At 40.0% G+C, this 26597-nt stretch carries 23 protein-coding genes and 1 riboswitch; of the genes, 16 read left to right on the forward strand and 7 right to left on the reverse strand.

From position 1 onward, the window contains the following. Position 1 precedes the first annotated feature (1 nt). Together UR08_RS00795 and UR08_RS00800 are read left to right on the forward strand one after the other, a co-directional pair. Positions 2 to 1453 carry a glycoside hydrolase family 1 protein gene (locus UR08_RS00795; protein ID WP_420812287.1) on the forward strand — a complete coding sequence of 484 codons (1452 nt, stop codon included), beginning with the start codon at positions 2 to 4 and terminating at the stop codon, positions 1451 to 1453. 75 nt (positions 1454 to 1528) lie between these two features. Next, a complete protein-coding gene (locus UR08_RS00800) occupies positions 1529 to 3436 on the forward strand; it encodes a BglG family transcription antiterminator (RefSeq protein WP_115751777.1) in 1908 nt (635 codons plus the stop codon). A gap of 39 nt (positions 3437 to 3475) precedes the next feature. Here the strand turns inward: UR08_RS00800 and UR08_RS00805 are convergent, their stop codons facing one another. Next, a complete protein-coding gene (locus UR08_RS00805) occupies positions 3476 to 4942 on the reverse strand; it encodes an amino acid permease (RefSeq protein WP_115751778.1) in 1467 nt (488 codons plus the stop codon). A gap of 124 nt (positions 4943 to 5066) precedes the next feature. Continuing rightward, positions 5067 to 5253: riboswitch (Lysine riboswitch) on the reverse strand. Positions 5254 to 5671: 418 nt separating this feature from the next. Here UR08_RS00805 and UR08_RS00815 point away from each other — a divergent pair. Beyond that, entirely contained in the window at positions 5672 to 7570 is a 1899-nt protein-coding gene (locus tag UR08_RS00815) for an endonuclease MutS2 (RefSeq protein WP_115751780.1), read from the forward strand. Positions 7571 to 7579: 9 nt separating this feature from the next. On the opposite strand, the gene UR08_RS00820 is transcribed toward UR08_RS00815, so the two are convergent. Beyond that, the gene (locus tag UR08_RS00820) at positions 7580 to 8392 is read right to left on the reverse strand and encodes a DUF817 domain-containing protein (RefSeq protein WP_115751781.1); all 813 of its coding nucleotides are present in this window, start codon (positions 8390 to 8392) and stop codon (positions 7580 to 7582) included. Between the two features lie 241 nt (positions 8393 to 8633). On the opposite strand from UR08_RS00820, the gene UR08_RS00825 reads away from it, so the two are divergent. The 9 genes from UR08_RS00825 (at position 8634) to UR08_RS00865 (ending at position 17913) form a co-directional block, all read left to right on the forward strand. Then, positions 8634 to 9626, forward strand: a complete 993-nt coding sequence (locus tag UR08_RS00825) for a YeiH family protein (RefSeq protein WP_115751782.1) — start codon at positions 8634 to 8636, stop codon at positions 9624 to 9626. 15 nt (positions 9627 to 9641) lie between these two features. Beyond that, positions 9642 to 10469 (forward strand): LysR family transcriptional regulator, encoded by an 828-nt coding sequence (locus UR08_RS00830; protein WP_115751783.1) that lies wholly within the window; start codon positions 9642 to 9644, stop codon positions 10467 to 10469. A gap of 114 nt (positions 10470 to 10583) precedes the next feature. Continuing rightward, on the forward strand, positions 10584 to 11225 hold the full coding sequence (locus UR08_RS00835) for a GTP pyrophosphokinase (RefSeq protein ID WP_115751784.1): 642 nt from the start codon (positions 10584 to 10586) through the stop codon (positions 11223 to 11225). 91 nt (positions 11226 to 11316) lie between these two features. Continuing rightward, the gene (locus UR08_RS00840; protein ID WP_115751785.1) at positions 11317 to 13365 is read left to right on the forward strand and encodes a Na+/H+ antiporter; all 2049 of its coding nucleotides are present in this window, start codon (positions 11317 to 11319) and stop codon (positions 13363 to 13365) included. 210 nt (positions 13366 to 13575) lie between these two features. Next, positions 13576 to 14118, forward strand: a complete 543-nt coding sequence (locus tag UR08_RS00845) for a helix-turn-helix domain-containing protein (RefSeq protein WP_115751786.1) — start codon at positions 13576 to 13578, stop codon at positions 14116 to 14118. Positions 14119 to 14134: 16 nt separating this feature from the next. After that, entirely contained in the window at positions 14135 to 15226 is a 1092-nt protein-coding gene (locus UR08_RS00850) for an ABC transporter ATP-binding protein (RefSeq protein ID WP_115751787.1), read from the forward strand. Between the two features lie 4 nt (positions 15227 to 15230). Then, the gene (locus UR08_RS00855) at positions 15231 to 16040 is read left to right on the forward strand and encodes an ABC transporter permease (RefSeq protein WP_115751788.1); all 810 of its coding nucleotides are present in this window, start codon (positions 15231 to 15233) and stop codon (positions 16038 to 16040) included. Continuing rightward, a complete protein-coding gene (locus UR08_RS00860; protein ID WP_115751789.1) occupies positions 16037 to 16843 on the forward strand; it encodes an ABC transporter permease in 807 nt (268 codons plus the stop codon). The genes UR08_RS00855 and UR08_RS00860 overlap by 4 nt, the downstream gene beginning before the upstream one ends. Next, a complete protein-coding gene (locus tag UR08_RS00865) occupies positions 16840 to 17913 on the forward strand; it encodes an ABC transporter substrate-binding protein (RefSeq protein WP_115751790.1) in 1074 nt (357 codons plus the stop codon). The genes UR08_RS00860 and UR08_RS00865 overlap by 4 nt, the downstream gene beginning before the upstream one ends. Before the next feature lie 39 nt (positions 17914 to 17952). Here UR08_RS00865 and UR08_RS00870 read toward each other — a convergent pair whose 3' ends face one another. Together UR08_RS00870 and UR08_RS00875 are read right to left on the reverse strand one after the other, a co-directional pair. Next, positions 17953 to 18492, reverse strand: coding sequence for a DUF1697 domain-containing protein (locus UR08_RS00870; protein WP_115751791.1), 540 nt, complete (start codon positions 18490 to 18492; stop codon positions 17953 to 17955). A 70-nt stretch (positions 18493 to 18562) separates the two neighbouring features. Continuing rightward, positions 18563 to 21031, reverse strand: a complete 2469-nt coding sequence (locus UR08_RS00875; RefSeq protein WP_133296327.1) for a hypothetical protein — start codon at positions 21029 to 21031, stop codon at positions 18563 to 18565. 442 nt (positions 21032 to 21473) lie between these two features. On the opposite strand from UR08_RS00875, the gene UR08_RS00880 reads away from it, so the two are divergent. The 4 genes from UR08_RS00880 to UR08_RS00895 all read left to right on the forward strand — a co-directional run bounded on the left by UR08_RS00880 (position 21474) and on the right by UR08_RS00895 (position 24782). Continuing rightward, a complete protein-coding gene (locus tag UR08_RS00880; protein ID WP_115751793.1) occupies positions 21474 to 22175 on the forward strand; it encodes a carbonic anhydrase family protein in 702 nt (233 codons plus the stop codon). A gap of 11 nt (positions 22176 to 22186) precedes the next feature. Continuing rightward, the gene (locus UR08_RS00885) at positions 22187 to 23140 is read left to right on the forward strand and encodes an NAD(P)-dependent oxidoreductase (RefSeq protein ID WP_115751794.1); all 954 of its coding nucleotides are present in this window, start codon (positions 22187 to 22189) and stop codon (positions 23138 to 23140) included. Between the two features lie 33 nt (positions 23141 to 23173). Then, positions 23174 to 23716: an HD domain-containing protein gene (locus UR08_RS00890; RefSeq protein ID WP_115751795.1), complete on the forward strand. Its 543-nt coding sequence runs from the start codon at positions 23174 to 23176 to the stop codon at positions 23714 to 23716. A 136-nt stretch (positions 23717 to 23852) separates the two neighbouring features. Further along, positions 23853 to 24782: a nitronate monooxygenase gene (locus tag UR08_RS00895; protein WP_115751796.1), complete on the forward strand. Its 930-nt coding sequence runs from the start codon at positions 23853 to 23855 to the stop codon at positions 24780 to 24782. A gap of 31 nt (positions 24783 to 24813) precedes the next feature. Here UR08_RS00895 and UR08_RS00900 read toward each other — a convergent pair whose 3' ends face one another. The 3 genes from UR08_RS00900 to UR08_RS00910 form a co-directional block, all read right to left on the reverse strand. Beyond that, a complete protein-coding gene (locus UR08_RS00900) occupies positions 24814 to 25326 on the reverse strand; it encodes a type 1 glutamine amidotransferase domain-containing protein (RefSeq protein ID WP_115751797.1) in 513 nt (170 codons plus the stop codon). Positions 25327 to 25427: 101 nt separating this feature from the next. Then, positions 25428 to 25601 carry a DUF2188 domain-containing protein gene (locus UR08_RS00905; protein ID WP_115751798.1) on the reverse strand — a complete coding sequence of 58 codons (174 nt, stop codon included), beginning with the start codon at positions 25599 to 25601 and terminating at the stop codon, positions 25428 to 25430. A 38-nt stretch (positions 25602 to 25639) separates the two neighbouring features. Further along, positions 25640 to 26521 carry an SDR family oxidoreductase gene (locus UR08_RS00910; protein ID WP_115751799.1) on the reverse strand — a complete coding sequence of 294 codons (882 nt, stop codon included), beginning with the start codon at positions 26519 to 26521 and terminating at the stop codon, positions 25640 to 25642. Positions 26522 to 26597 lie beyond the last annotated feature (76 nt).

Here is a 26597-nt window from a genome sequence, read left to right on the forward strand (position 1 = left end):
TGTGAGAAGAAATAATTATCCATATTTCCCGGAAAACTTTTTGTGGGGCGGTGCGATCGCGGCTAATCAAGCGGAAGGTGCTTTTACGGCTGACGGCAAAAAGGCGAACACTTCAGATGTTCAGCCGTACTTAAAAGGACTGTCAAATCAAGAAATTCAGGAGCTAGAAAAGGAAGGGATGACGCTTAAACAAGTTCGTGAGCATCTAAATGACACAACGCATTATTATCCAAAACGACATGGGATTGATTTTTATCATACTTATGAATCAGACTTGGAGATGCTCGCTCAGATGGGCTTTAAAACGTTTAGGACTTCAATTGATTGGTCAAGAATTTTTCCGAATGGGGACGAAAAGGAACCAAACGAATTAGCACTTGTCCATTATGGTCGTATGATTGATAAAATGATTTCGCTTGGTATGGAGCCGATCATTACGATGCTCCATTATGAAACGCCAATTGGGATTACTTTGCAATATGGTGGCTGGCAAAATAAACAAGTGATTGATATGTTTGCGCGCTATGGCAAAATTTTATTGGATCATTTTGGTAGCAAAGTAAAATATTGGATTGTCATTAACCAAATTAATATGATTCAAGTTGAACCATTTCTCTCGCTTGCTATTTGCTCCGATCAATTCGAAAATATAGAAGAAGCAGAATATCAAGCCGTTCATAACCAAATGGTAGCAAGTGCTAAAATAAAAGAATACGCGAAAGGGCTGCCCTATGATTTAGAGATTGGAACGATGGTCGCAGATGGCACAGCTTACCCGTTTTCTTGTAGACCGGATGATGTGGTTCTAGCGATGCGACATAACCGGATGCAATATTTCTTTACGGATGTTCAGTTTAATGGTGCTTATCCCCAGTACGCGCTGAACTATTTTGCAGAAAATAAGCTAGCGATTGAAGTGACTGCGGAAGAAAAGCGGCTGTTAAAAGAAAATACGATGGACTATCTGGCGATTTCTTACTATTTCTCGCAAATGGTGGATAGTAGTAAGAATGTAGACAAACCAGAATCTGTGACTCCGAATCCAATGCTTTCAGAAAGTCCGTGGGGATGGAAAATTGATCCACAAGGGCTTTACAATACGCTTTCACAATATGCAGATCGCTATCAAAAGCCGATTATCATTGCTGAAAATGGCTTTGGTACTTATGATGAAGTGGAAAATGGCGAGATTCACGATGATTATCGCGTGGACTATTTGAGTAAGCACATTGAGCAAGTTGGCAGGGCAATCTATGATGGTGCAAATGTCATTGCTTACTGTGCTTGGGGGCCAATTGACATTGTCAGTTGCTCTTCGCAACAAATGTCAAAACGTTATGGCTTTATTTATGTGGATCTTGACGATGAAGGGCAAGGAAGTGGCGAGCGAATCAAAAAAGATAGTTTTGATTGGTATCAAGAGGTCATCACGACAAATGGGGAACAAATTTAAAGAAAAGATAGAGCGAAAACTAGCATTTGAAGGCCGGCTAGTTTTTTCGCTCGTTCGTATAAGGGTGTGAAATATATGCCTAACAAAGAACGACTAGTAGCTTATTTAAAGAAGTTTTCGGATGCACGATTTGTTTCTGCTAGAGAGTTAGCGGAGGTGTTAGGCGTTACTGATCGAACAATCCGAAACTATGTTAAAACCGTCAATGCGGGTTCTATCCCATTAATTGAGACGAGTAGGGAGGGCTATCGACTTTTGGTGCAAAATAAAGATGCGCGAACGACAGATTTAGCGGAACAATCTATTGATGGCAGGCGTTTCTATATTTTGCGAAGACTATTTAAAAATGCAGATCGGGGAATTGATGTGCTCGATATGGCAGATACGCTCTATGTATCGGATGCGAGTATTCGTGCGGATATAGCTGCATTGCGTAACTTAGCAGGGAAATACGATTTAATCATTCGACAGCATCAAGGGCGCTTTATCTTAGAAGGAAAGGATCGAAACAAACGGCGTTTGATGGTTCAACTCGTTCGCTCTACTAGTCAGGGCGAAAATGGTTTTGAAGTTGATATCCAAAAATTTCTTGATGAGATTTCTTTAGAGCAAGTCACAAGTATTGCGGTTAAGGCTTTTGAAAAATTCCAACTCAAACCGAATTCTTATTTCTTACAAAACTTTATCTTGCATTTGGCAATTGCTATTGATCGAGCAAAAGGAGCAACACTACGTTCCCAAATCACGAATATCACAGAAGATGCCATTCAAGAAATTAGTCAGCGTCTATTTGAACAATTTGGAATTGAATTACTGCAAGAAGATAGTCAGGAATTGCGGTTATTGTGTGAAGGCGAATTTCATTATACGGATATGGATTTGCTAGAATTCGTGGAACCACAAGTCATCACATCTCTAGAACGAGCACTTACCGAGATCAAAGAGGTGTATCTGCTAGATTTTAATGATGATACTTTTAAAAAACGCTTACTTCTACATGTTCAAAATTTGTATGTACGATCTAAGCAACATAAATTTTCTCGTAATTTAAGTTTACTTGAGATTAAAGTGAAGTATCCGGTTTTATTTGATATGGCTATTTATTTATCTTCTATTCTTGCTAGTGATCTGGAAATGACGATTTCGGATGATGAAATGGCTTTTCTAGCGCTTCATATCGGATCCTTTGTTGCTAGTCAGAAGAAAGCCGAGACCAAAATAAAAACAGTGATTGTAACGCCGCGTTATAATTCGAATGAAGAGCGAGTTAAAAATCAGATAAAAAAGGAACTAGAAGAGGAACTGAAGATCGTAGCAGTTGTTCAAGATATACTTGACGTAGAATTGTCTATTCAGCCTGAACTGATTATTTTCACACAAATGGCTAGTGAAAAAAAGCGAGACTTCCTTTCTCAAGCAAAATCTGTTACGGTGAAGGAGTTTATAACTACCAAGGATTTGAATTTAATTCGCAAAAAGGTTGAGGAAATCAAGCAGGAAAAATACAGGACTTTTTTAGAAACTTTTTTGCCACGACTGATTCGAGAAGACTTTTATTTGGAATTAATGGGAGCTGTTGACAAAGAAGAAATATTTAAGATCATTACTTCGGGATTTCTTGCACAGCAGTTTGTTCCTGCAAATTTTGGAGAAAAGCTTGCGGAGAGAGAACGATTGTCTGCAACTTCTTTTCCGAGCGGTGTGGCTGTTCCGCATGCGGTTAAATATGTTTCATATCAAACGGGCTTATTTATCATCCATTTACATGAACAAATTGAGTGGGATGGCGCTTGGGTGAAATTGGTGATTGCGCTGTCGGTCGATCAAGATGATTCGGAGCATTTTAACAAAATTTTTCCGAGAATGATCGAACTGCTTGCGGAAGAAATAAATGTTGCTTATTTGAACAAAAGTAAAAACCGTGCGGACTTTATCACGCGATTGATTCACTTGATGACTTCTGAAGGTTATTATTTAGAATAAAAAAAGCAAGCAGGCTGTTGCAACCTGCTTGCTTTTTTACTAGTTTTCATGATGATCGAACTTCGCTTTGTCGAGTGGAACCATTTTTGTTTTTCTTGCAAGTTTATAAGATAACCAGAAAATCAAGAAAATCGGTAAGCCGATGTAAGAAATACCAATTTTTTGCCACCAAGCGGGATTTGTGAAATCAGGATCCAAGAAAGACTGATAATCTTGTCCGATAATGACAAGGATACATAAGATTAGCGCAAGAATCGGTCCAAATGGGAAGAATTTCGCGCGGTATTTTAATTCGCTTAAATCATGACCTTGTTTTAAAAAGGCTTTCCGGAAGCGGTAATGGCTGATCGCAATTCCGACCCAAGCAATGAAGCCTGTTAGCCCGGAAGCGCTCAACAACCATGTATAGATAATCGTGCCATTTTCACTGAGCGTTGTGACGAAAGTAAGCGCACCGACAATGGTTGTCACAACAAGTGCTGCCATCGGGATGCCGCGTTTGTTGACTTTAGCCAAGAACTTCGGCGCTTTGCGGTCTTTAGCCATGGACCAAAGCATCCGCGTTGATGCATATAAGCCTGAATTCCCAGCCGACAATACGGATGTCAAAATAACGGCGTTCATAACAGAAGCGGCGAAGGCAAGGCCAGCTTTTTCAAATACAAGGGTGAATGGGCTGATTGCAACATCTGTCGCCTCACCACCTAGTAAGTTTGGACTTGTATAGGGAATAATTAGTCCGATAACGAAAATAGCAAAGATGTAAAATAACAAAATTCGCCAGAAAACTTGCTTGATTGCTTTGGGAACACTTTTTTCAGGCGTGGCACTTTCACCGGCCGCAATGCCGACAAGTTCGGTTCCTTGGAAGGAAAATCCAGCAATGAGGAAGGTTCCTAAAATCGCGAAGAATCCACCTTTAAAGGGAGCCTCGCCAAACGTGAAGTTTTTAAAGCCGATAAACTGTCCACCGAGAATACCAAAAATGGTAAGAACACCGATGATAAGGAAAACGATAACGGTTGCCACTTTGATGATGGAGAACCAGTATTCACTTTCACCGTATGCGCGAACGGAAAGAGCATTCAATCCGAAAATCAAAACTAGGAAAATCGTGCTCCACAACCAGGCTGGAGTGTGAGGAAACCAGAACTGAACGATAATGGCCGCCGTTGAGATATCAACAGCAAGCGTAATGGCCCAGTTGAACCAGTAGTTCCAGCCGAGTGCAAAACCAAAAGCGGGGTCAACAAAGCGAGTCGCGTAGGTACTAAAAGAACCGGATACAGGCATATAAGTGGCCATTTCTCCAAGACTTGTCATCAAGAAGAAAACCATTAATCCAATAGCAACATAGGCGACAAGCGCCCCACCTGGTCCCGCTGTTGCGATCGCATTTCCGCTTGCGAGGAAAAGCCCCGTTCCGATTGAACCGCCGATTGCGATCATCGATAAATGTCGTGTTTTGAGCGAGCGTTTTACGTCGCCATTTTCATTTTTACTCATCAATCAAACTCTCCTTTTTTGTGTCGATTATTCATGCACTTTAAAGGATCTTAGTCAATAAAAAAACCACTCGCTTCGCTATCAGAAGAGAGTGGATCGAATTTTAATTAACGTCAATTCATCCTTGTCAGATAGCGCACCTACTAAAATGACTGTTTTAGTAGCAGTCCAGTCGCTTTCGCTAACTGTCCCAGCAAAATGAATCGCAAAAACCCATTTCACTTCGGCAACTTTCCTGTTCGGTTTTCGTCACTGGCGTTTCGCGCGCCTCGAAAAACTTACTTGTGATCGCTGCAACCTCTACCTCACCAAACGCGGATGAGGATTTGTGTTTCAATTGTAAAAGTTCCTTTTCAATAGTAAAGCAAATGCGGCAAGAAAGCAACCCCCTTTTATAAAAAACAAGATTCGAAAACAAAAACCCTTTTTTCTTGCAAGAAACGAAGGGGTTGACAACGGCGGCAATGCCCCGTAAACTAAAAGGCATAGAAAGTAAGCGTCCAAAAATTTAATCGAGGTGCTTTTGGTGAGTGTAGTAGGATCTTAATTTAGGAACTAAATAGGTAGAAATAAAAATTTTCCTCATTTCGAGGCTTATTTCTGCTTGCCTAATGAAGATGCCAACACTTTCTAAAAATCGACCTTTTAGAAACTGCAGGGGGGAATCTGTGGTTTTTTTGTGCTTAAAGACGCTTTGCGGTGTCTTCCTTCTTGAAAGGAGAACGCGAAATGAATACTCTTACTTTTGATAAATTAGAATACCCACAACTTACTCGTGAACTAGCTGAAAACTGTGTCAGTGATGCGGCAAAAGAGAAAGCGCGGGGATTAACACCTTATAAAAATAAACGAACGATTGAAGCTAAACTAGAAGAAACAAGTGAAGCGCGGAAAATTTTGGATAGCGGACAAAACTTGCCTTTGTTTGGTGTTAGTAAAATGAAACAAACACTCACAAAACTAGAAAAAAGCTTTGAGATGACACCTGTGGAATTGATGGAAATTGCCGATTTTCTGCGGAGTACAAGGCGAATTAAGCAATTTCTCGAAAAAAATAGAGGTATTGCTCCGATGCTTGCTGAATTTGCGCAAAGCATTCAAAGTTTTATCGAAATTGAAGATGCGATCAGTCAAGCAATTCGTAATGGAGAAGTGGATAATGCTGCAAGTTCGAACTTGCGGAAAACGAGGAAGCTGCTGGAAGAAAATCAAGCGAAAACGGCTGAACGTTTGGATAAATTCATGAAGAATCCGGAAAACAAAGCTTATATTCAAGAATTTTTTGTGACGCGTAAGAACGATCGCGATACGATTCCGATCAAGGCAAGTTTTCAAAAATTTGTTCGCGGAACGGTGATCGAAGTTTCAAATAAAGGGACAACGGTTTTTATTGAACCGGAAACAATTGCGAAACTAAGCGCGATTCGAGTCAATTTGAAAGCAGAGGAGCAAGCAGAAATTTATCAAATTTTGGCGGCACTTTCTGGCGCTGTGCTTGCTGAAATGGATGGGATTAAGCATAACCTAGAAGTGCTCACGGAATTTGATTTTATCTTTGCAAAAGGTAAGCTTTCAAGGCAAATGGAAGCAACAAGGCCATTTGTGAATGAAAGAGGCCAAATCAAATTGAAACAAGTGAAACATCCGTTTCTTGCCATGAAAGCTGCTGTTCCGCTTGATTTTTCGATAGGCGAAGATTATCGCGGCTTGATCATTACGGGGCCGAATGCGGGCGGAAAAACGGTTGTGCTAAAAACGGTTGGGCTACTTACGCTAATGATGATGGCAGGGCTTCACGTTCCGGCAGCTGAGCACTCTGAGCTTGCGATTTTTGAGCGCGTTTTTGCGGATATTGGCGACAATCAAAGCTTAGAAAATGCGCTGAGTACTTTTTCGTCGCATATGCAAAATGCCGGACAAATCCTAGCGCAAGTAAATGAAAAAACGCTTGTTTTATTTGATGAAATTGGTAGCGGAACAGAGCCAAATGAAGGCGCTGCGCTTGCCATCGCGATTTTAGAGGAATGTTACCGGCGCGGGGGAATAACGGTTGCTTCGACACACTATGAAGCGATTAAGCGTTATGGCGGCGCACATCCAGACTTTATCAACGCGAGAATGGCATTTGATGCAGAGACACTTGCACCGAAATATCGGCTGATTATCGGTGAATCAGGGGAAAGTAATGCGCTTTATATTGCCGAAAAAATGAATATTGATCGTAAAGTTTTGCAAAAAGCTCAGTATTACATGGAGGAATCAGATTATGCGCTTGAAAAACTAAGCTTTCAGTCGAAAAATGCGTCGCATGAAGCCAAAGAAACGAGTCAGCCGTTGTTTGAAAAAGGCGACCGAGTTCGTTTGCTTGAAACGGATGAAACCGGCCTTGTTTTTAGCAGCGACCAAGGTGAAGTGATTGTTTATGTAGATGGCGAGAAACGAAAAATTTTGCCTCGTCGATTGAGTTTGCTTGCGTCTCGGGCAGAACTTTATCCGGTAGATTATGACTTAAATCAGTTGTTTACAAGCTTCCAGGAAAGAAAAGAACAACATGACTTCGCACGGGGCTCAAAAAAAGCTTTGCGGCGTGTTCAAAAAGAAATCAAAAAGTCACTCGATTCTGAGTGACTTTTTGGCTTAAACAGAAAGATCATGGATTTTCTGTTTTTTGGATTTGGTTGAAGAAAATAACTCGCTAGCTTTGATTTTTTTAAGTTGGGCCACGATAATAATGCTAATAATAATTAATAAAAACCAACTCGTGATTTTTCCGATATGTACAGGGCGCCACGCAGCAAGTTGATCGGGGTAACTCCAAGCCCCGAAAAAGCTGGCGATATTTTCTGCTAGATAAATAAAAAAAGCAATAAGCAGAAAAGAGACCGAAAGAGGCATTTTTAGTTCTTTTTTTGAAACGGTGAAATACACGTTCGTTTTTGCGAAAAGAAGCAAAACAAGTCCAATCAGTAAATACCGCACATCTGGCAAGAAATGATGCGTGAAAAAGTTGGCATAAATGAATAAGCAAATTGCTACTACGAGAACACTTCTTGGCCAATTTTCAAGGCGCAATTGAAATTCTTTAAACGCTCGACAAATATAGCTCGCTACACTTGCATACATAAAACCGCTATACAAAGGAACGCCAAATAAAACAGCAAAGCCTGAACCTGGATAACTCCAAGATCCCACCTGTACTTTATAGATTTCGAGACCAAGCCCGATAAGATGGAATAACATGATGACTTTCAGTTCATCGAGGGTTTCAAAACCGTAACGAATTAGTAAAACTTGTGTAAGTAAACAAATTAATAAAAGTAAATCGTAGCGGGTAATGAAAGGCAGTGGAAAAAATTTAGTTACTCCAAGTGCACAAAATATAATGGCAGGAAAGAGGCAACATTTTATTTGTTTCCAAGTAAAGTCTGTTAGTCTAGTTAAAAAAATCATTTGATCACCTTTCCTTCTTTTCTAGGATAACCTAAAAAGCTTTAGAAAAGTATAAAATCTAATTTAGAATTACTGAAGAAGCAAAATCATATCCGATTTTTGATTCTAAAAGAGTAAAGTTTGCAATCGTTATTAATATATATAATAATAAATATTAATAATTACTATTTTTATTAATAACGAAATTCCCTTATACTTAAAGAAAGAAAAACAGAGACAAAAGGATTGAAAGGGGAAAACAATGATTTTCACGAAAAAAAGTTTTTGGATTGCGGCAGTAACAACACTTGTTTGTTCACTTGCTGGCAAATATTTAGCACTGGTTCCAGGTTTTAGCTTAGTAGGTGCACTGGTTATCGCACTGCTCTGCGGGATGCTATTTCAAACGGCTAGTCCGGTTATTTATGCAAGCGTAGAGGGAATTGGCTTTATTTCGAACAAATTCTTACGTTTGGGAATTATTTTACTAGGATTTCGACTTAATTTATATACACTGGCCGAATCAGGCGTAAAAACGATTTTTTTAGCACTTATAGTCGTTACGGGAACGATTTTGCTCACTTACTGGCTTTGCCGAGTTTTCCATGTCGAAGAGCGCTTAGCCATTTTGACAGCAAGCGGATGTGGGATTTGCGGAGCCGCCGCTGTGATGGGCGTTTCGCCGCAAGTGAAGGCGGATAAAGATGATGCCGTTCTTGCGGTTGCCGTTGTTTGCATTATGGGAACCGTTTTTACGCTCATTGAAATTGGTTTGAAACCGTTGCTAGGTTTTTCTGATGGTCAATTTGGTGTGATGGCAGGTGCTTCGCTTCATGAAATTGCCCACGCAGTGGCTGCTGGTGGTTCGGCAGGAATGGCAGGCTTAGATGCTGCAATTATCACGAAATTATCGCGTGTGATCTTGCTTGCACCTGCTGCTCTTTTTATTGGCATCTGGTACACGCGCCGCTCTGCTGGAAAAGATGAACCAAAAGGAAAATTGCCGATTCCATGGTTTATGGCAGGCTTTTTACTTTCGAGTGCGATTGGAAGCTTCTTACCGATCTCGCAAGCTTTGATCGATGGACTTGTGAGCCTTGCTTATCTATTCCTAGGTATGGCAATGGCAGCACTTGGTATGAGTGTGAACTTTAAAGTGATCGCCGAACGCGGCGGTAAAGTTTTTCTTGCAGCAGGAATCAGTTCGGCCGTATTACTTGGCTTTACAATGCTTGTAAGTAAACTGTTCTTTTAGAAAGGAGAATAGCGCTTGTTCCAATTATTAGAAACCTTTATTGCCGTTTATGAAACGAATAGTTTTACAAAAGCCGCAAATGCACTTTACATTTCACAACCCACGATTTCCGTGCATATTGAAAAACTGGAAAAAGAACTAGATGTGAAATTATTTGAGCGAAATGCGCGTAATCGGATTGAAAAAACAGAAGCCGCTACCTTATTCTATGAAAAGGCGAAACAAATCTTAAATGGGTGGGAAAGCGGTAAAGAGGAACTTGCAGCTTTTTCTGGTAAGGCAAGAAGGAAGTACACGATTGCTGCATCTCAAACGATCGGAGGCTATTTGCTGCCGCAAATCATGGCTGAACTTGGAACGCTTTATCCGAAAATTAACTTCGAAATTTTGCTGGATAATTCGACAAATGTGTACAAGTCTGTGCATATGCTTGAAGCGGATCTAGGCCTTGTTGAAACGCCAGAAGTGTATCCAGATATGAACCGAACCGTTTTTATGAATGATCCGCTTGTCATTTTAGGGGATCCGAAATTAAACCGCTGGATTTTGCGTGAAGAAGGTTCAGGCATTCGTCAGTATACCGAGATTTACTTGAAAGAACAGCAAATTTTACCAGAAGAAAAAATGATCGCCAGCAGTAATGCGTTGATTTTGGAGCTTGTGAAGCAAGGAATGGGACGCACACTTCAATCGGCTCGAGTTGCCGAAAAACTAGCTTTACCCGTGCAAAAAACAGATTTGATTCGTCCGCTTTATTTGATTTTGCCGAAAGCAGATAGCGGAAAAAATGCCAAAATGGCACAGTCGATCTTTGAACTGTTAGCGAAATTAGACGAGCTTTAAATAAAAAAATCATGAGAAACTAGTAAAAAAATGTTTATATTGATCCCCCTCAAGGGAAAATGTAGTAGGATAGTAGGGTGGCTAAAACAAGTTTTTTGAGAGGGGATCACTATTTTGGAACAACCTTCTGTGGATGAGCTAAAAGAATGGCGAAATATTATGCTGATGCACCGTTTTGCGCTCGAAGAAGTCAATACCAAGCTGAAAATTCTCAATGAGGAATTTCAATTTTTACATGATTATAATCCAATGGAACATTTAAAGTCGCGCGTGAAATCACTTGAAAGTATCGGCGCAAAGTTAGAGAAAAAAGGCGTGGATATTACACCGGAAAATGCGCGCGAACACGTTCACGATATCGCTGGCATCCGGATTACTTGCTCCTTTGTATCGGACATTTTTAAAATTGAAGAGATGATTAAGCACCAAGATGACCTTAAAATCTTGCGTGTGAAAGACTATGTTACATACCCGAAAGAAAGCGGCTATCGTAGCCTTCATATGCTCTGTGAAGTGCCGATTTTTCTTACGAATCGCTCTGAGAAAATCATGGTGGAAATTCAGATTCGCACCGTCGCGATGGATTTTTGGGCGAGCCTCGAACACAAAATTTACTATAAATATCAAGATGGAGCGCCTGAATACTTAACGAATGAACTTCGCGAAGCGGCAGACATTGTGACGCATTTAGATGAAAAAATGAAAAACTTGAATGACGAAATTAATAAGTATAAAAACAAATTGGAAAATGAGTGATTCTGTGCGTGAGTTGTTAACTTTGTTAATGATTTGCGCATTTTTGGATTTTCCTGCATAATGTATACAGCACAAAAGGAGGAAACTGGAATTGGAGATCTTTTTATTTGTTTTACTGTTATTACTTGCTATATTAGTATCCAATTTACTCAACCGCTTCGTCCCGGTTGTATCTGTCCCGTTAATTCAAATTGGACTGGGGATTTTAATTGCACTTTTACCACTTGGATTTGAACTTGAATTAAATCCAGAATTGTTTTTGCTATTATTCATTGCGCCCTTGCTCTTTAATGACGGTAAACGGACAGACAAGAAAGCTTTATGGAAACTTCGTGTGCCGATTTTACTTCTGGCTCTTGGACTCGTCTTCATCACTGTACTCGTGATCGGATATTTTGTGAATTGGATGATTCCGACGATTCCACTTGCAGCAGCTTTTGCGCTTGCAGCAGCATTAGCCCCAACAGATGCTGTTGCGGTGAGCTCGCTTTCTGGACGAATTACTTTGCCGAAACGAGTGATGAGTTTACTTGAAGGTGAATCTTTGATTAATGACGCATCGGGTCTTGTTTCATTCCAATTTGCGATTGCAGCAATGGTCACAGGGACCTTTAGTTTATTGAATGCGTCTTGGAGTTTTCTTGTCATCGCGATTGGCGGAGCTCTTGTCGGACTGATCTTAACTTTACTCAAGTTTCAACTTTTGAAGTGGGTCAGGGGACTTGGAATGGAAGACGTTACCTTCCACATGTTAATTGAAATTTTAACCCCATTTGTGATTTATTTAGCAGCAGAGGAATTACACGTGTCTGGAATCCTTGCTGTTGTCGCAGCTGGCATCATGCACGCCGTTGAGCGGAAACGACTAGATCCACAACTTGTGAAACTGAGCGTGGTTTCGAAAAGTACATGGTCCGTTATTATTTTCGTTTTAAACGGTTTGGTTTTCTTGATTTTAGGTACACAACTTCCATCTATTGCGAGAGTAGTTTGGGAAGATTCGGGGATTAGCAATACTCAAGTGCTGATTTATACATTCTTCATTACGCTTGCCCTTATTCTCTTGCGCTTTTTCTGGGTCAGCGGTTTATGGATGTTCGACTGGCTATTTAAAAGTGATAAATCGAAAAAACAACGTCCTTCTATTCGGGCGTCTGTCTTGACTAGTTTGTCAGGTGTTCGGGGAGCCGTTACACTGGCGACAGCCCTTTCTATTCCTTTTTTCCTCGACAATGGCGATATGTTTCCACAGCGAGCATTAATTATTTTCATGGCATCGGGCGTGATTTTATTCACACTACTGATTGCAACGTTTATCTTGCCGATTCTTGCCAGAGGAAACGAAGCTGATCTCGGGAATGAACGAGCGGAGCGAGCTACGCAAATTTGGATTTTGCGAAACGTCAAACGAGAATTGCAAAATCAAATTACGCCGGATAATAAGGCGGCAACGGAAATGGTGATTCGTAACTATCGCCGCCGGATTCAGGAATTACAGCAGGGGGAAAACTCGCAAAAACGCGATATGACGCAAGCGGAAAAAGCGAAGCGTCTTGAGATTATTTCGTGGGAGCATGAACATACGCAAGAACTCCTAGCGGATGGGAAAATCAGTGCGGAAACGGCTTATCGTTATGGGAGCTTCCTAAACATGATGGAAAGTGCTTTAAAACAAAAATTCAAAGCAAGAATCAGGAATTTGGTAGTATTTGGAAGACGATTGCTCCGTATTTTGATACATCCAAAACGGTTACGTGCGATGAAATCAAAAATGCGCGAGCAGCATCCTGAACGTGCAAAAGCTTTTAAAGAAATTCGCTTTGTACGGATAGAAAATGAAAAAATGGTGATACGGAAGTTAAAAGCACAAATGAATCAAGATAACATGGATTTATTGCTTCCGCTTTTAAACGAACATAAAGAACAATTGGAACGACTTACAACAGAGCGCGTGCGTCCAAGTTCGCGAGAAAAATTCGAACAAAAAGTGCATGAAGTGGAACTTTCGGGGATTCAAATTGAACGAGATACAATCCAAAGCTTGTTTGAAGAAGGAAAGATTTCACGCGATCTTGCGCGTGATATGCGACAAGATTTGAACCTACTTGAAACATACACAATCGAAGAAGATTTAGTTTAACTCAAAAAAGCTTAAAAGTGGCATCTGGAATGCGCTTTTAAGCTTTTTTATGGCTTAAGTTACAGTTTAAAGAAATTTTGAAAAGTATCTTGATGTGTGATTTTAAATGTTGTATAATGATTCTTGTTTTAAGTAAACATGGTGTTTATAAATACTAAACAAGTGTGTTTCGAAGTTTACTTTTATTAAACTTTGAGAAAGGAAGATAAGATGGAAATCGGCAATCGCATTAAGAATTTACGACTTAGTAAAAACCTGACACAAGAAGAACTTGGTGAGCGAACAGATTTATCGAAAGGCTACATTTCGCAACTCGAAAGGGATTTAAGTTCGCCGTCGATCGAAACTCTGTTTTCAATTCTTGAAGTGCTGGGTTCTACTCCAAAAGAATTTTTTGACGAAGAAGAAGGCAAACAAAAAGTCATATATGAACAGGAAGAACGGATTTTTTTTGAAGATGAGGAAAAGGGCTATCATATTGAGTGGCTTGTCCCCGAATCGAATGAAAAAGAAATGGAGCCTGTTTTACTTGAAATAGATCCACAAGGCGGCTTTAAAAAATTTGAGCCCTCGCTTTCAGAAACCTTTGCTTATGTGCTAACAGGAGAAGTCAAGGTGTGTTTGGGTGAAGAAAGTTACACGGCCAAAGCAAATGAAACCATTTATTTTCACGCCTCAAACCGCCATCAAATTGTTAATCAAACAAATGAAAAAGCAGTGCTCATCTTAGTGGCGACAGAATCGTATTTATAGAAGGGGAGGAAGACAAGTGACAGAATCCATTATTCGTTTTAACGGCGTCACGAAACAATTTGACGATGATGAACCCGTTTTGAAAAATGTGAGTTTTGAAATTGAAAAAGGGAAATTTTACACTTTGCTTGGACCATCAGGTTGTGGGAAAACAACGATTTTGCGTTTGATTGCGGGTTTTTTAGAAGCAACAGAAGGCGATATTTATTTAGGCGGGAAGAAAATCAATACCGTACCAGCCAATAAGCGCCCAGTCAATACGGTTTTCCAAGATTATGCGTTATTTCCACATTTAAATGTATTTGAAAACGTAGCATTCGGTCTTCGAATCAAAAAGCTAAATAAAAAGGCTATTGATGAAAAAGTGCAAGAAGCGCTGCGGTTTGTCAATCTATCTGGTTATGAAAAACGTGAAATCAGTGAAATGTCAGGTGGGCAAAGACAACGGGTGGCTATTGCACGGGCAATCGTAAATGAACCCGAAGTTATTCTTTTAGATGAGCCGCTTTCCGCACTGGATTTGAAACTAAGAACAGAAATGCAGTACGAACTTCGCGACCTCCAAAAACGATTAGGAATCACCTTTATTTTTGTGACGCACGATCAAGAAGAAGCGCTTGCGATGAGTGATGAAATTTTTGTGCTAAATAAAGGCGAAATTCAACAAAGTGGTTCGCCGATTGATATTTACGATGAACCGATTAACCGTTTTGTTGCTGATTTTATTGGGGAATCGAACATCGTTTCTGGCAAGATGATCCAAGACTTTGAAGTGGAATTTGTCAATCGTCGTTTTGAATGTGTCGACCAAGGCTTTAATGAAAATGAAACTGTTGAAGTCGTGATTCGTCCAGAAGATCTTGAAATTACAGCGGCTGACAAAGGAAAGCTACAAGTAGAAGTCGATTGGGTATTATTCCGCGGCGTGCATTATGAAATGGGTTGTATCGACGTTGATGGCAATGAATGGCTTGTCCATACAACCAAAAAAGCCAAAATCGGTGATAAAATCGGGCTTGCTTTTGATGCCGAAGCGATTCACGTCATGCGACTCGGAGAAACAGAAGAAGAATTTGACAAGCGCTTAGAAAGCTACGAAGAGGCGTAAGTGAATGACTAGAAAAGCAAGAAACTTGTATCTCGTTCCTTATATTCTTTGGATTATTTTATTTGTCGTTGCGCCGATTTTATTGATCGTTTATTATTCATTTTTTGATGTCGATGGAAATTTTACATTTAGCAACTATCAGCACTTTTTTACGCCCGTTTATTTGAAAATGACATTGAGTTCATTTTGGTACGCTTTTTTAATCACTTTGTTCACCTTGCTCATTTCCTATCCGACCGCTTATTTGCTGACGAAATTAAAACATAAGCAGCTGTGGCTTTTGCTGATCATTTTACCAACTTGGATCAACCTTTTGCTTAAAGCTTACGCATTTATTGGGATTTTTGGCACATACGGAGCGGCTAATCAATTTTTGGATTTAGTCGGAATCGGACAACAGCAAATTCTTTTTACCGATTTTAGCTTTTTGTTCGTATCAACGTATATTTTCATTCCTTTCATGATTTTGCCGATTTTTAATGCGATCGAAGAAATTAATCCGTCGCTCATTCAAGCTTCTCGCGACCTTGGGGCGTCCAATTTTACAACATTTCGCCGAGTGATTTTCCCGCTAACCGCAGATGGCGTGAAATCAGGCTGTCAAGCTGTTTTCATTCCGGCGCTTTCACTCTTTATGATTACACGTTTGATCGCAGGAAACCGTGTGATTACACTGGGGACAGCCATTGAAGAACACTTTCTTGTGACGCAAGACTGGGGAATGGGCTCAACTATCGGCGTTTTCTTGATTATCGCGATGATCATCATTATGTTTCTAACCGGAACTAAACGGAGAAAGGGGGCTAAAAAATGAAAAAACGAAAATGGAGCCATCTTTATTTCATTTTTATTTTTATCGTACTTTATGCCCCGATTTTTTATTTGATGTTTTATTCGTTCAATTCAAGCGGAACGATGCACGGCTTTGGAGGTTTTACGCTTGACTATTACCGTGAAGTTTTCGCGGATACACGCTTACTCGTGATCGTTTTAAACACCTTTGTGATTGCGCTACTTTCTTCTGTAATCGCAACAGCGATCGGGATTTGCGGAGCTTTAGCCATTCGGTTTATGCCAAAACCCGTGGGCAAGAATTCATTACTCAGCTTGAATAATGTTTTGATCGTCAGCCCTGATGTGATTATCGGTGCAAGCTTCTTAATTTTCTTCACCCTTCTTGGATTAAAACTCGGCTTTACATCCGTGCTAGTTTCACACATCGCCTTCAGCATTCCGATCGTTGTGCTCATGGTGCTGCCAAAACTCCAAGAAATGAGTCCGACTTTGATTGACGCCGCGCGGGACTTAGGCGCGAGCCAGTGGCAAGTCTTATCAAAAGTCATTTTACCTTACATTGCTCCAGGCGTTCTTGCAGGCTTTTTTATGGCGCTCACTTATTCATTAGATGACTTTGCCGTTACATTTTTTGTGACAGGAAACGGTTTTTCGACTTTATCCGTTGAAATTTACTCACGGGCACGCCAGGGCATATCCTTGTCAATTAATGCCCTTTCAACCCTGATCTTCCTGTTCACGATTCTCCTTGTGATCGGTTATTACTTCATCAACCGTAAAAATACAAGCAAAACCACAAGAACGGGGGCGAATAAACGATGAAATCACTGCTTAAAATTTTCATCCCGGTGATTCTCCTTGCCCTCGTCATGATGCTTCTCGCACATTTTATGAATCGCGAAGAAGGTTACGCTGGAGGAAATACATTAACGATTTACAATTGGGGCGATTACATTGACCCGAGTTTAATCAAGAAATTTGAAAAAGAAAGCGGCATGAAAGTCATCTATCAAACCTTCGATTCCAATGAAGCGATGATGACAAAGATTGAGCAAGGTGGGACGACTTTTGACGTGGCAGTTCCAAGTGACTATGCGATTAACAAAATGAAGCAAGAAAACCTTTTGATTCCACTTGATCATAAAAAACTACCGAATGCCAAATACATTGATTCCCGGTTTATGGATTTGTCATTTGATGAAGGCAATAAATATTCGATGCCGTATTTCTGGGGGACACTTGGAATCATTTACAATAAAAAACAATTTCCAAATAAAGACTTTTCCACGTGGGATGCACTTTGGGATGCGGATCTGAAGAACCAAATTTTATTAATTGATGGCGCACGGGAAGTCATGGGAATTGGTCTCAATAGTCTCGGATACTCTCTGAATGATACAAACGAAGCGCATCTAGATGAAGCACTTCGCAAACTCAAAAAGATGACACCAAACGTAAAAGCAATTGTTGGCGATGAAATTAAGCTTCTCATGGCTGATGGTGAAGCAGGCGTTGCCGTTACATTTTCCGGGGAAGCCTCTGAAATTCTCAGTGCGAATAAAGACCTCGATTATGTCATTCCAAAGCAAGGATCGAATCTTTGGTTCGACAACATGGTCATCCCGAAAACCGCGAATAACGTGGACGGAGCGCATGCCTTTATCAACTTCATGTTAAAGCCAGAAAACGCAGCTAAAAATGTAGAATATGTAGGCTATTCAACGCCCAATCTAGCAGCAGAAAAACTATTGCCGAAAGACATTTCAAGCGATAAACGATTTTACCCCAACCTAGACGAACTGCACAACCTAGAAGTCTATGATAATCTTGGAAAACGTATGCTCGCTCACTATAACGAACTCTTCCTTGAATTTAAAATGTATCGCAAATAAATAGCTAGGCGCCCGTGGGGCGCCTAGCTATTTTTGAAGTTATTTTTGCACCAGCTCGGCCAGTTTCAAGGTCGTATTGGCGTTACGAATCGTAATGGATTGGTATGCGCTTGTCTTTACGATTCTTGACCAACGCGATCTTGAAAAGGTTTTAAGTGGCGCAGACCAAAAAATGAATTGGCCGTGTATGCTGATTTTTTCATATTCAGGTTTGATCTCACCGATTTGTTCAGCAATCTCGGCAGGCGTTGCCGGTGGAATAACGATAATTGTGTTGTGCTTTGAATCCGGATCGTTATTCCACCAATCAGGCGCGTAAGAGAGTGATTCAATCAGTTCTTCACCAGTAATCAGTGTTACAGGGATTTCGAGCGAAAAGTCGGCTAAAATCAGTTCCTCTACATGACTTTTCAATTGTTCCACATCATCTCGGTCAGAGGAAAATAAAATATTGCCGCTATTAATGTAAGTGATCACGTCTGAAAAAGATCGAGCTCTAAACGACTCCTTCAATTCTGCCATGGAAAGTTTATTCTTTCCACCAACGTTAATACCACGCAAAAGAGCGATATAGCGCATTTTAATTCCACCTTTTGAGTTTTGCTTCATTATACTATAAACAGAACTAGAAAGGCAGTATTGTTATTACTTAGACAGGTGCATTCGAAAGCGTCCACTGAATTTGTCCGACATAAGGGCTACCTACCCGAGCTAAACCTGGTAGAACTTTAATAACGGGGCCTTCATTTTTAGACCATGAAACGGAATAGTAATCGTTTAAACCATCCCCTTTTCCAGTGTAAACTACTGTATCACCAGTTGTGTTAATCAATTTGTCCGGTTGACCATCTTGCCTGTAAACTAAGCTGTCTGGCAAACCTTGATTTTTTTGATTTGTGAAAGGAGTAAGGAGTCTAGCTTTTACTTGCCAGGTATTCGGCTTTATATGTGAATCTTCAACAGAGAGCTGCCAATTTGGATCTTTTCGCTGGATTAAAACAGGGCGGCCAGAAATTTCCCCTTTTTCAAATTCAAGTGTTGCTGGAACATCGCGAAATTGTAGCAACCCTCTTTTAACAGAGACATTAGCAGTAGAGTTTTCAGTGACGGGAGGTACTCCCGGTCCATTAAATAACATTAAAAAAGTTTGGATAGCGTTTTTCCCTTCTTCTAGCGATACCGGTGCAAGAGTAGAAACGTTAAAAGTTACCTTAAGTGGTGTTCCCTGACCTTGTAGAGCAGGGACAACTGGATCAAACAGTTCTAGCCTATAGCCATTTGTAATAGGATCCACCCTGACAGGAGGCTCCCCATTAACCTTGAAAGATTTAGGATCAATCGAGATCTTTCCGTTCATTTCAGGTGACAAAAGGTAGTCGATGGTCACGAGTTGGAAACGGTCATTAAACACAGGCGTGTGATAGATGGTGATGCCTGGATAAAATGGTATGCCCTTCCCTTCAATATCTGCTTCTATGCTAAAGGTGTCTCCAACCTCACCTTTAATAGTATTGGTTTTAGGATCAACATTTTCAGGAGTAGTCGATTTGAAGGAAGTCAGTGTATGAAAATTTAATCGAAATCCAGCAATCGAATAACCAAGAAGGTTTGTATCATTAATAGTAGTTTTCAACGGAGGATTTGGATTATCAATTTGAACCGTATAAGCGACTTGTTCTTCTGGGACAACAATTGAGGCATTATCATCCGGCAATCCGTCATAAACCATTTTTCCATCAGAATCCCAAATCGTATAACGATGTGCTTTGGAAAGATTATCTTTAAGTAATGAAGTACCTGCAAGGTTTCGTTTTCCAAGTTTAAGGGAGTATTTTGCCGTTTGGGAAAATAGATAGAGTTTGGATCCAGGTGGCATTGGGAATCCCACAGTGTTGTTAAGGTTTATATACCTAGTAAGTGGGAGTTCATAAACACCATTGTTGTTTGGATAATCAACGTGAAACATATTTTTTGCAAGTCGTTCGGCATTGTTTGGATTATCAGTTTTAAAGATCGAAAAAGTTTTAGGATCAATAATGCTGAGTTCATTGTTACTCAAGTTGAAACTTCTACTTCCGTATATTTTAATTAGTTTTGCAAACAAGTTAGCAAAGTCATCGATAGGTCCAACCAACATGTTATCGTTTAGATTACACTGAAACAGCGAATCTAGTTTTAAAAATGATTTTGGAATAGGCCCTGTGAGCTGATTTTGATCAAGATTAATAACGTTGATTTGCTTGAACGAACCAATTGAGTCTGGAATGTAACCAGTCAATTCGTTTTGACCGAGGTAAAGTTGCTTTAAATTTTGTGCATTTCCAATGTTAGAAGGAATAGTTCCTGTTAGCCTATTAGCCTTTATGTCAATCATCTTTATGTTAGGTAAATTAAAGATACTTGCTGGGATAGTTCCTGACAGTTCATCTGTATCAAAAGATAAAATCTGTAAATTTTTGAGTTCTCCAATGCTTTCAGGGATTGATGATCCAGAAAAGTCTTGGTTATTTACAGTCAGGTTGGTTAAATTAGTTAAATATTTAATACCATCTGGAATTGCTCCGGTCAAATGTCTTATTCCATCTCCAACAAGTTTAATCGTTTGGATTTTCTTTAAATCTTCAAAAGTCAAATTAGTGCCAATTTCTTTTGGAGAAAGTTGTTTGTTCACTTCATTGATTAGCCAACTTTGGTTATCAAAATCTGCAGGTTGAACAATGTCGCTTGTAGGGGGCATTGAACGGCTTTCTAGCTTTGGTATCTGTGTCTTTTGTTTATCCGAAAAAAGCGTGTCACTTGTTGGCTCTGTTGCTTTAATGGTGAGCGGTGTTGAATGAACGATTTGCTGATTTCTTAGTGTCTTGGCCATCAAAGAGTAATTGCCAGGCTGTAAAATCTTAAAAGTTAAAGTGGCTTCTTTTTCCTTTGTATCAGGCCAGTCAATGATTAACTGCTCGTTTTGCTCATCCTTTGTCACGACAGCATTTGTCTTGCTGACAGAGAGATACGAAAGATTACCATTTAGTGGTAGCATTACTTTTGTGTCTGTTGGATTTTTGTCTTGAATGGTTACCTGTAAAAGCTGATCTGCTGCGAGAGAAGTTTCCTTAGTTGTCAAAGTTAAATCGGACACTTGAACATCTGTTGCTTGAAGTTCGGGTGTCACGAAAAAAAAATAGTGCTATAAGAATAACCGTAACCGCTGCAAGAACAAATAGCTTTGTTTTTAGATATTTCATGTTGCTCCCCCTTTTGCTAAGAGATGATTTGTAATAAATGTAAATAAAAGAGATTTTTTAGATAAGTTCTTTACATTAATAGCATATCAAAATCAGTTTGTAACAGAATGGTACTTTGTCGCGTGTAACAAGATAAAAAATGAAATTTATGTGATGAAAAAGAAGAATATTTTATAATTATTGTAAATTTACAAACTTAATTAGAGCCATCATAAAAAAGAGGGATAGGTTTAAAAACACTTTGTAAGTGGCAATAATTGAAATGGGTAGAAGTTTTACGTTAAAATATGAAATGAGCAAAAAGTAATGGGGGTTACATATATGCCAGCATATTCAATTAAATGGTCCTATGATGGAGAAAAAGGACCTGAGCATTGGGGACAAATTTGTTCCGACTTCGAGATTGCGCAATCTGGAAAGAAACAATCACCGATCGATATTTGTATAAAAGATATCAAACCACTTGAAGGAAAACCGCTTGAAACAAACTATTCACGGATTCCTTACTTAGTAAAACGGGTTGAAAACTCAGTCCATTTATTTCCACAAGAAACGAATCAAACACTTGTTTTTCAAAATGAAACGTATCGCTTAGTGGCTTTTCATGCTCACATTCCAAGCGAGCATTTGTTAGACGCAGCGGTCTATCCCATTGAATGGCACTTTGTACATGAAAATGCGCGCGGTGAAAAACTTGTATTAGGTGCCTTTATGGATGTTGGAACAAATGTGTCTATTGACATGACCGACATACGCCGCGTGTTTCCAGAAGTTTTTAAAGATTTTTCAATTGAACGTGAGCTTTCACTTGATATTACGGATTTTTTACCTGAAGAAAAAGCATACTTTACTTATGAAGGATCGCTAACAACGCCACCAACTGTCGAAGGAATTCGTTGGGTTGTCATGAAAAATAGACAAACGATGGGACATGTTGCGCATCGAGCGCTCGAAAAAGTGATTGGTGGAACGAATCGTCCGGTACAGCCTTTAAATGGCAGGAGCATTCAATTTTACGAATAGAGGCGAAAAACATGCAAAAGATTTTTGTAGCAGGGAAGTTACTGAAAAAAACGGAAGAAGCATTGGAACAAATGGGTGCCACCTTTTGGTCGGGCACTGGAAAAATCTCTGAAGCAGAACTGAAAAGTGGAGCAAAAGAAGCAGAAGCTATCATTTGTCCACTTTCAGCTCCTGTAACGAGTGATGTACTTGTGGCTAGTCCAAACTTAAAAATTGTTTCTAATGTAGGGGCAGGGTTTGACAACATTGACGTTCAAAAAGCAAAAGAACTAGGCATTGTTGTAACGAATACCCCAAAAGTATCTACTGAGTCTACCGCGGAACTGTCTTTTGGCTTAATACTTGATGTAATGCGTCGCATTTCAGAAGGTGACCGACTTCTAAGAATGCATCCAGAAGAGTTTAAAGGCTGGGCGCCAACGTTTTTCTTAGGACGGGAATTATACGGGAAAACGCTTGGAATTATCGGACTTGGGAAAATTGGTCAAGCGGTAGCCGAACGTGCTTTTGCATTTGGGATGAAAATTATTTATTCTGGGCACCGTCCAAAAGAAGTCGCGCAAAAATGGAACGCGCAATTTGTTTCTCAAGAGGAATTGCTTAAAGAAAGTGATGTCATCTCTGTTCATGCTGCTTACAGCGATGAACTCTATCATTTATTCCAAAAAGGAACCTTTCAAAAAATGAAGAACTCTGCTTTTCTAGTAAATGCTTCTCGTGGAAAAGTGGTCGATGAAGAAGCGCTTATTAAAGCACTTGAAGCAAAGGAAATTGCTGGTGCGGCTTTAGATGTATTTGAATTTGAACCACAAGTAAGTAAAGCGTTAGCGACATTTGAAAATGTGGTATTAACGCCTCATATTGGGAATGCCACCATAGAAACACGTGAAAAAATGGGGGATATGGCTGTCGCGAATGTAAAAGCTGTTTTAGCTGGCGATCCACCTCTCCATTCTGTATACTGAAAGCCAAATAAGCGACGGAGAGGCGGGATTAATATGTATGAAAAGGCGCTTGAATTTGCAAGGAAAGCACATGCAAGTCAAAAACGAAAAATCACCGGTGAAAAATATTTTTCCCATCCCTTCAATGTTGCGCGAATTTTGAGCTCGGCTGGATTTCCTGAATATGTAGTAGCTGCTGGATTACTCCATGATGTCGTCGAAGACACGGATGTCACACGTACAGATATTGTAAACGAGTTTGGTGAAAAAACCGCTAACCTTGTTATGGCACATACCGAAGATAAATCGAAAAGCTGGGAAGAACGAAAGTCTCATACGATTGAGACTGTTCGCAATGGGAATCTTGAAGTCAAAGCTTTGATTGTGGCAGATAAGTTAGATAATCTGTCTTCTATTCGCTATGCTATGAGTATGGAAGGAAACCGTGTTTGGAATCACTTTAAACGGGGTTACAACGAACAAAAATGGTATTATATGGGTGTTTTAGATGCGATGACAACTGGGCTTTCTGAAGAAGAAATCCCAGCTTTTTTTACAGCTTATGAAAGACTTGTTCATACGGTTTTTCGACGTTAAAGGACTGCGAGTCGGGAAGGATTTATAAACATAAACCTAGTTCGAACTTGAAAGAGTGGTTATAGAAGAGGTGTAGACTTTTTTAATTATTGTTTGATATAATGTTGAAAAAGCAACGACGAGGAGGAACAACATCATGTCAATTACAACTCTTTTAGGAACTAAGTATCCAATTATTCAAGGAGCAATGGCTCAAATTGCTAAGGCACCACTTGTTGCAGCTGTTTCTAATGGCGGCGGGCTGGGGATTATTGCTTCTGGTGGAATGACTGGAGATGAGTTGCGAGCTGAGATTCGTAAAACAAAGGCACTAACAGATAAGCCATTCGGTGTTAATCTAATGTTGATGATGAGTAATATTAATGAGTTAACGGAAGTTTTGATGGAAGAGCAAGTCAAGATTATTACAACTGGGGCTGGAACACCAAAAAGTTTTATGCCAGTTTGGAAAGCAGCGGGAATTACGGTGATACCGGTTGTACCTTCGGTTATGATTGCTAAAAAGATGGCAAAGCTTGGCGCTGATGCAGTTATTGCAGAAGGAACGGAAGCTGGCGGTCATGTTGGCGAAACGACGACGATGGCACTTTTACCGCAAGTTAAAGATGCTGTTGAGATTCCTGTTATTGGCGCGGGTGGAATTGGTGATGGTAGAGGGGTTGTTGCGGCATTTGCCCTAGGAGCATCGGGTGTGCAAGTTGGAACTCGTTTTCTTGCCTCAGAAGAATGCCCAACGCACCCACGTTTTAAAGAAGCAGTTTTGAAAGCTGGAGATAGAGATACGACGGTGACGGGTCGCAGTGCTGGTTCACCGGTTCGTTCTATCAAAAATAAGATGATTAAGGAATATTTGCGACTTGAAGCGGAGCACGTTAGTCACGACGAACTGGAAGCTTTGACACTTGGTTCACTTCGCAAAGCTGCGCTAGATGGCGATACTGAAAATGGCTCGGTGATGGCTGGTCAAATTGCTGGGCTTATAAAAGGAATAAAGCCATGTAAGGAAATTATTGCTGAAATGATGACAGAAGCTCAGGAAACACTGAAATCATTGTCACTTACATAAAAAAGTCTGGGAGCATATCCCAGACTTTTTATTATTGTAGCAGTTTTAATGATTCACGATCGAATGCGGGCAAATCATCTGGCGTTCTACTTGTTACAAGATTTCGGTCAACGACGACTTCTTCATCTTTTACATTTGCTCCAGCATTTTTTAAATCTGGACGAATGGAAGTAAAGCCCGTTACAGTTCTACCTTTCAGTTTATCCGTTTGTATTAAAAGTTGTGGTCCGTGGCAGATTGCAAAAATAGGTTTATCGTTTTCTATAAAATAATCGACAAAATTTACAAAGCGTTCATCTGCGCGCAACTGATCCGGTGAGAAACCGCCTGGAATAAATAAAGCATCGAAGTCGTTTGGTTGCACATCATCGATTCCTTTATCAATTTTTACAGTTGCTTCGCTTTGTTTACCAGTCACTTGATTATCGGCTTTTTTTTCAATTGTGATAACGTCATGACCAGCTTTTTGAAAAGCTTCCGCAGGATTTGTAAATTCGACATCTTCAAAAAGATTTGTTAGTAACGTTGCAATTTTTTTTGGCATAAACTAATCCTCTCCTTAAATATGTGACTATACATTTTGTTTTCCACATCGTGATGAATTTAAACAGTGTCTCGCAGAATGCTGTTTTTTAGCCTTCTGTTTTATTGCTTATGATTTTTATACCACTCTTCTGCTTTAGTGGTCGCAATAGGGATAGCTCGTTCTTCTGGATAGCCTTCTTTTAATAAGGCATTTCCGATTTCAATCGCTTTTTTGCGTTCTTCTTCTTTTAAGTTTTTCCATGAATTTGGATAATCATGTTTAGTCCATGGCATTATTTTTTCACCTCGATTTCGGTCGTTATCGCTTGGTCTTAATTAATGGGAGCCCCACCCGTTACTCCATATACTTGCCCTGTGATATAACTAGCTTCATCAGATGCAAGCAAGACATAAACACTTGCTAGTTCTGCTGGTTGCCCTGCACGCTTTAGTGGTTGATTTTGTCCAAACTCAGGGATGCTATCTTGAGGTTGACCCCCGCAAATTTGAAGAGCTGTCCAAATTGGACCAGGAGCGACAGCGTTAATTCGTATTCCTTTTCCGCCTAATTGTGCTGCTAAGCTTTTTGTAAGTGAAATTTCACAGCTTTTTGTCATTGCATAGTCCACTAAATGAGCACTTGGTTTCACACCTTGAATGGAAGAAGTTAAAATGATACTTCCTCCCTCACTTAAATAATTTAGAGCTTCTTGAATCGCATATACAACGGAAAAAACATTGACTTCAAATGTGTCGTGTAATTGCTCAGAAGTTAAATTTTGAATGTCGAATTCGTATTGTTGGATACCTGCATTGAGTACTAACACGTCTAAACCGCCCAGCGCTTCTGCTGCACGTGTTACCATTTTTTTCGCGAAGCCTTCTTCGCGTAAATCTCCTGGAAGCAAAACGCATAAGCGGCCTTCTTTTTCAATAAAAGCTTTTACTTCTTGAGCATCTTGTTCTTCGTCAGGATGGTAGTTGATGGCAAGATCTGCTCCTTCTTTTGCATAGGCAATGGCGGCTGCACGACCGATTCCAGAGTCTCCACCAGTTACTAAAGCTTTTTTGCGGATAAGTTTGTCACTTCCTTGATAGGTTTTTTCTCCCGTATCTGGAATAGGGGTCATTTTGCTTTGTAAGCCGGGATATTTTTGCAATTGTTTTTCGAATTTCCCCTTATAATAGTGACTTGCTGTTTTTTTATTATTCATTCAAAGGACCTCCTGGTTTTAGCATCTAGAAGAGCAGATGCTGTTTTTTAAATGAGTTTCCCAAAAGCTAGCTGTT

Source organism: Listeria kieliensis, assembly GCF_003369925.1.
GTDB lineage: Bacteria > Bacillota > Bacilli > Lactobacillales > Listeriaceae > Listeria > Listeria kieliensis_A.

Coding starts and splice junctions, on each gene's coding strand:
- UR08_RS00805 (WP_115751778.1), bottom strand. CDS start 4,942: ATGAGTAAAAATGAAAATGGCGACGTAAAACGCTCGCTCAAAACACGA.
- UR08_RS00870 (WP_115751791.1), bottom strand. CDS start 18,492: ATGCGCTATATCGCTCTTTTGCGTGGTATTAACGTTGGTGGAAAGAAT.
- UR08_RS00825 (WP_115751782.1), top strand. CDS start 8,634: ATGATTTTCACGAAAAAAAGTTTTTGGATTGCGGCAGTAACAACACTT.
- UR08_RS00880 (WP_115751793.1), top strand. CDS start 21,474: ATGCCAGCATATTCAATTAAATGGTCCTATGATGGAGAAAAAGGACCT.
- UR08_RS00905 (WP_115751798.1), bottom strand. CDS start 25,601: ATGCCATGGACTAAACATGATTATCCAAATTCATGGAAAAACTTAAAA.
- UR08_RS00900 (WP_115751797.1), bottom strand. CDS start 25,326: ATGCCAAAAAAAATTGCAACGTTACTAACAAATCTTTTTGAAGATGTC.
- UR08_RS00820 (WP_115751781.1), bottom strand. CDS start 8,392: ATGATTTTTTTAACTAGACTAACAGACTTTACTTGGAAACAAATAAAA.
- UR08_RS00885 (WP_115751794.1), top strand. CDS start 22,187: ATGCAAAAGATTTTTGTAGCAGGGAAGTTACTGAAAAAAACGGAAGAA.
- UR08_RS00895 (WP_115751796.1), top strand. CDS start 23,853: ATGTCAATTACAACTCTTTTAGGAACTAAGTATCCAATTATTCAAGGA.
- UR08_RS00910 (WP_115751799.1), bottom strand. CDS start 26,521: ATGAATAATAAAAAAACAGCAAGTCACTATTATAAGGGGAAATTCGAA.
- UR08_RS00890 (WP_115751795.1), top strand. CDS start 23,174: ATGTATGAAAAGGCGCTTGAATTTGCAAGGAAAGCACATGCAAGTCAA.
- UR08_RS00800 (WP_115751777.1), top strand. CDS start 1,529: ATGCCTAACAAAGAACGACTAGTAGCTTATTTAAAGAAGTTTTCGGAT.
- UR08_RS00845 (WP_115751786.1), top strand. CDS start 13,576: ATGGAAATCGGCAATCGCATTAAGAATTTACGACTTAGTAAAAACCTG.
- UR08_RS00860 (WP_115751789.1), top strand. CDS start 16,037: ATGAAAAAACGAAAATGGAGCCATCTTTATTTCATTTTTATTTTTATC.
- UR08_RS00815 (WP_115751780.1), top strand. CDS start 5,672: ATGAATACTCTTACTTTTGATAAATTAGAATACCCACAACTTACTCGT.
- UR08_RS00865 (WP_115751790.1), top strand. CDS start 16,840: ATGAAATCACTGCTTAAAATTTTCATCCCGGTGATTCTCCTTGCCCTC.
- UR08_RS00855 (WP_115751788.1), top strand. CDS start 15,231: ATGACTAGAAAAGCAAGAAACTTGTATCTCGTTCCTTATATTCTTTGG.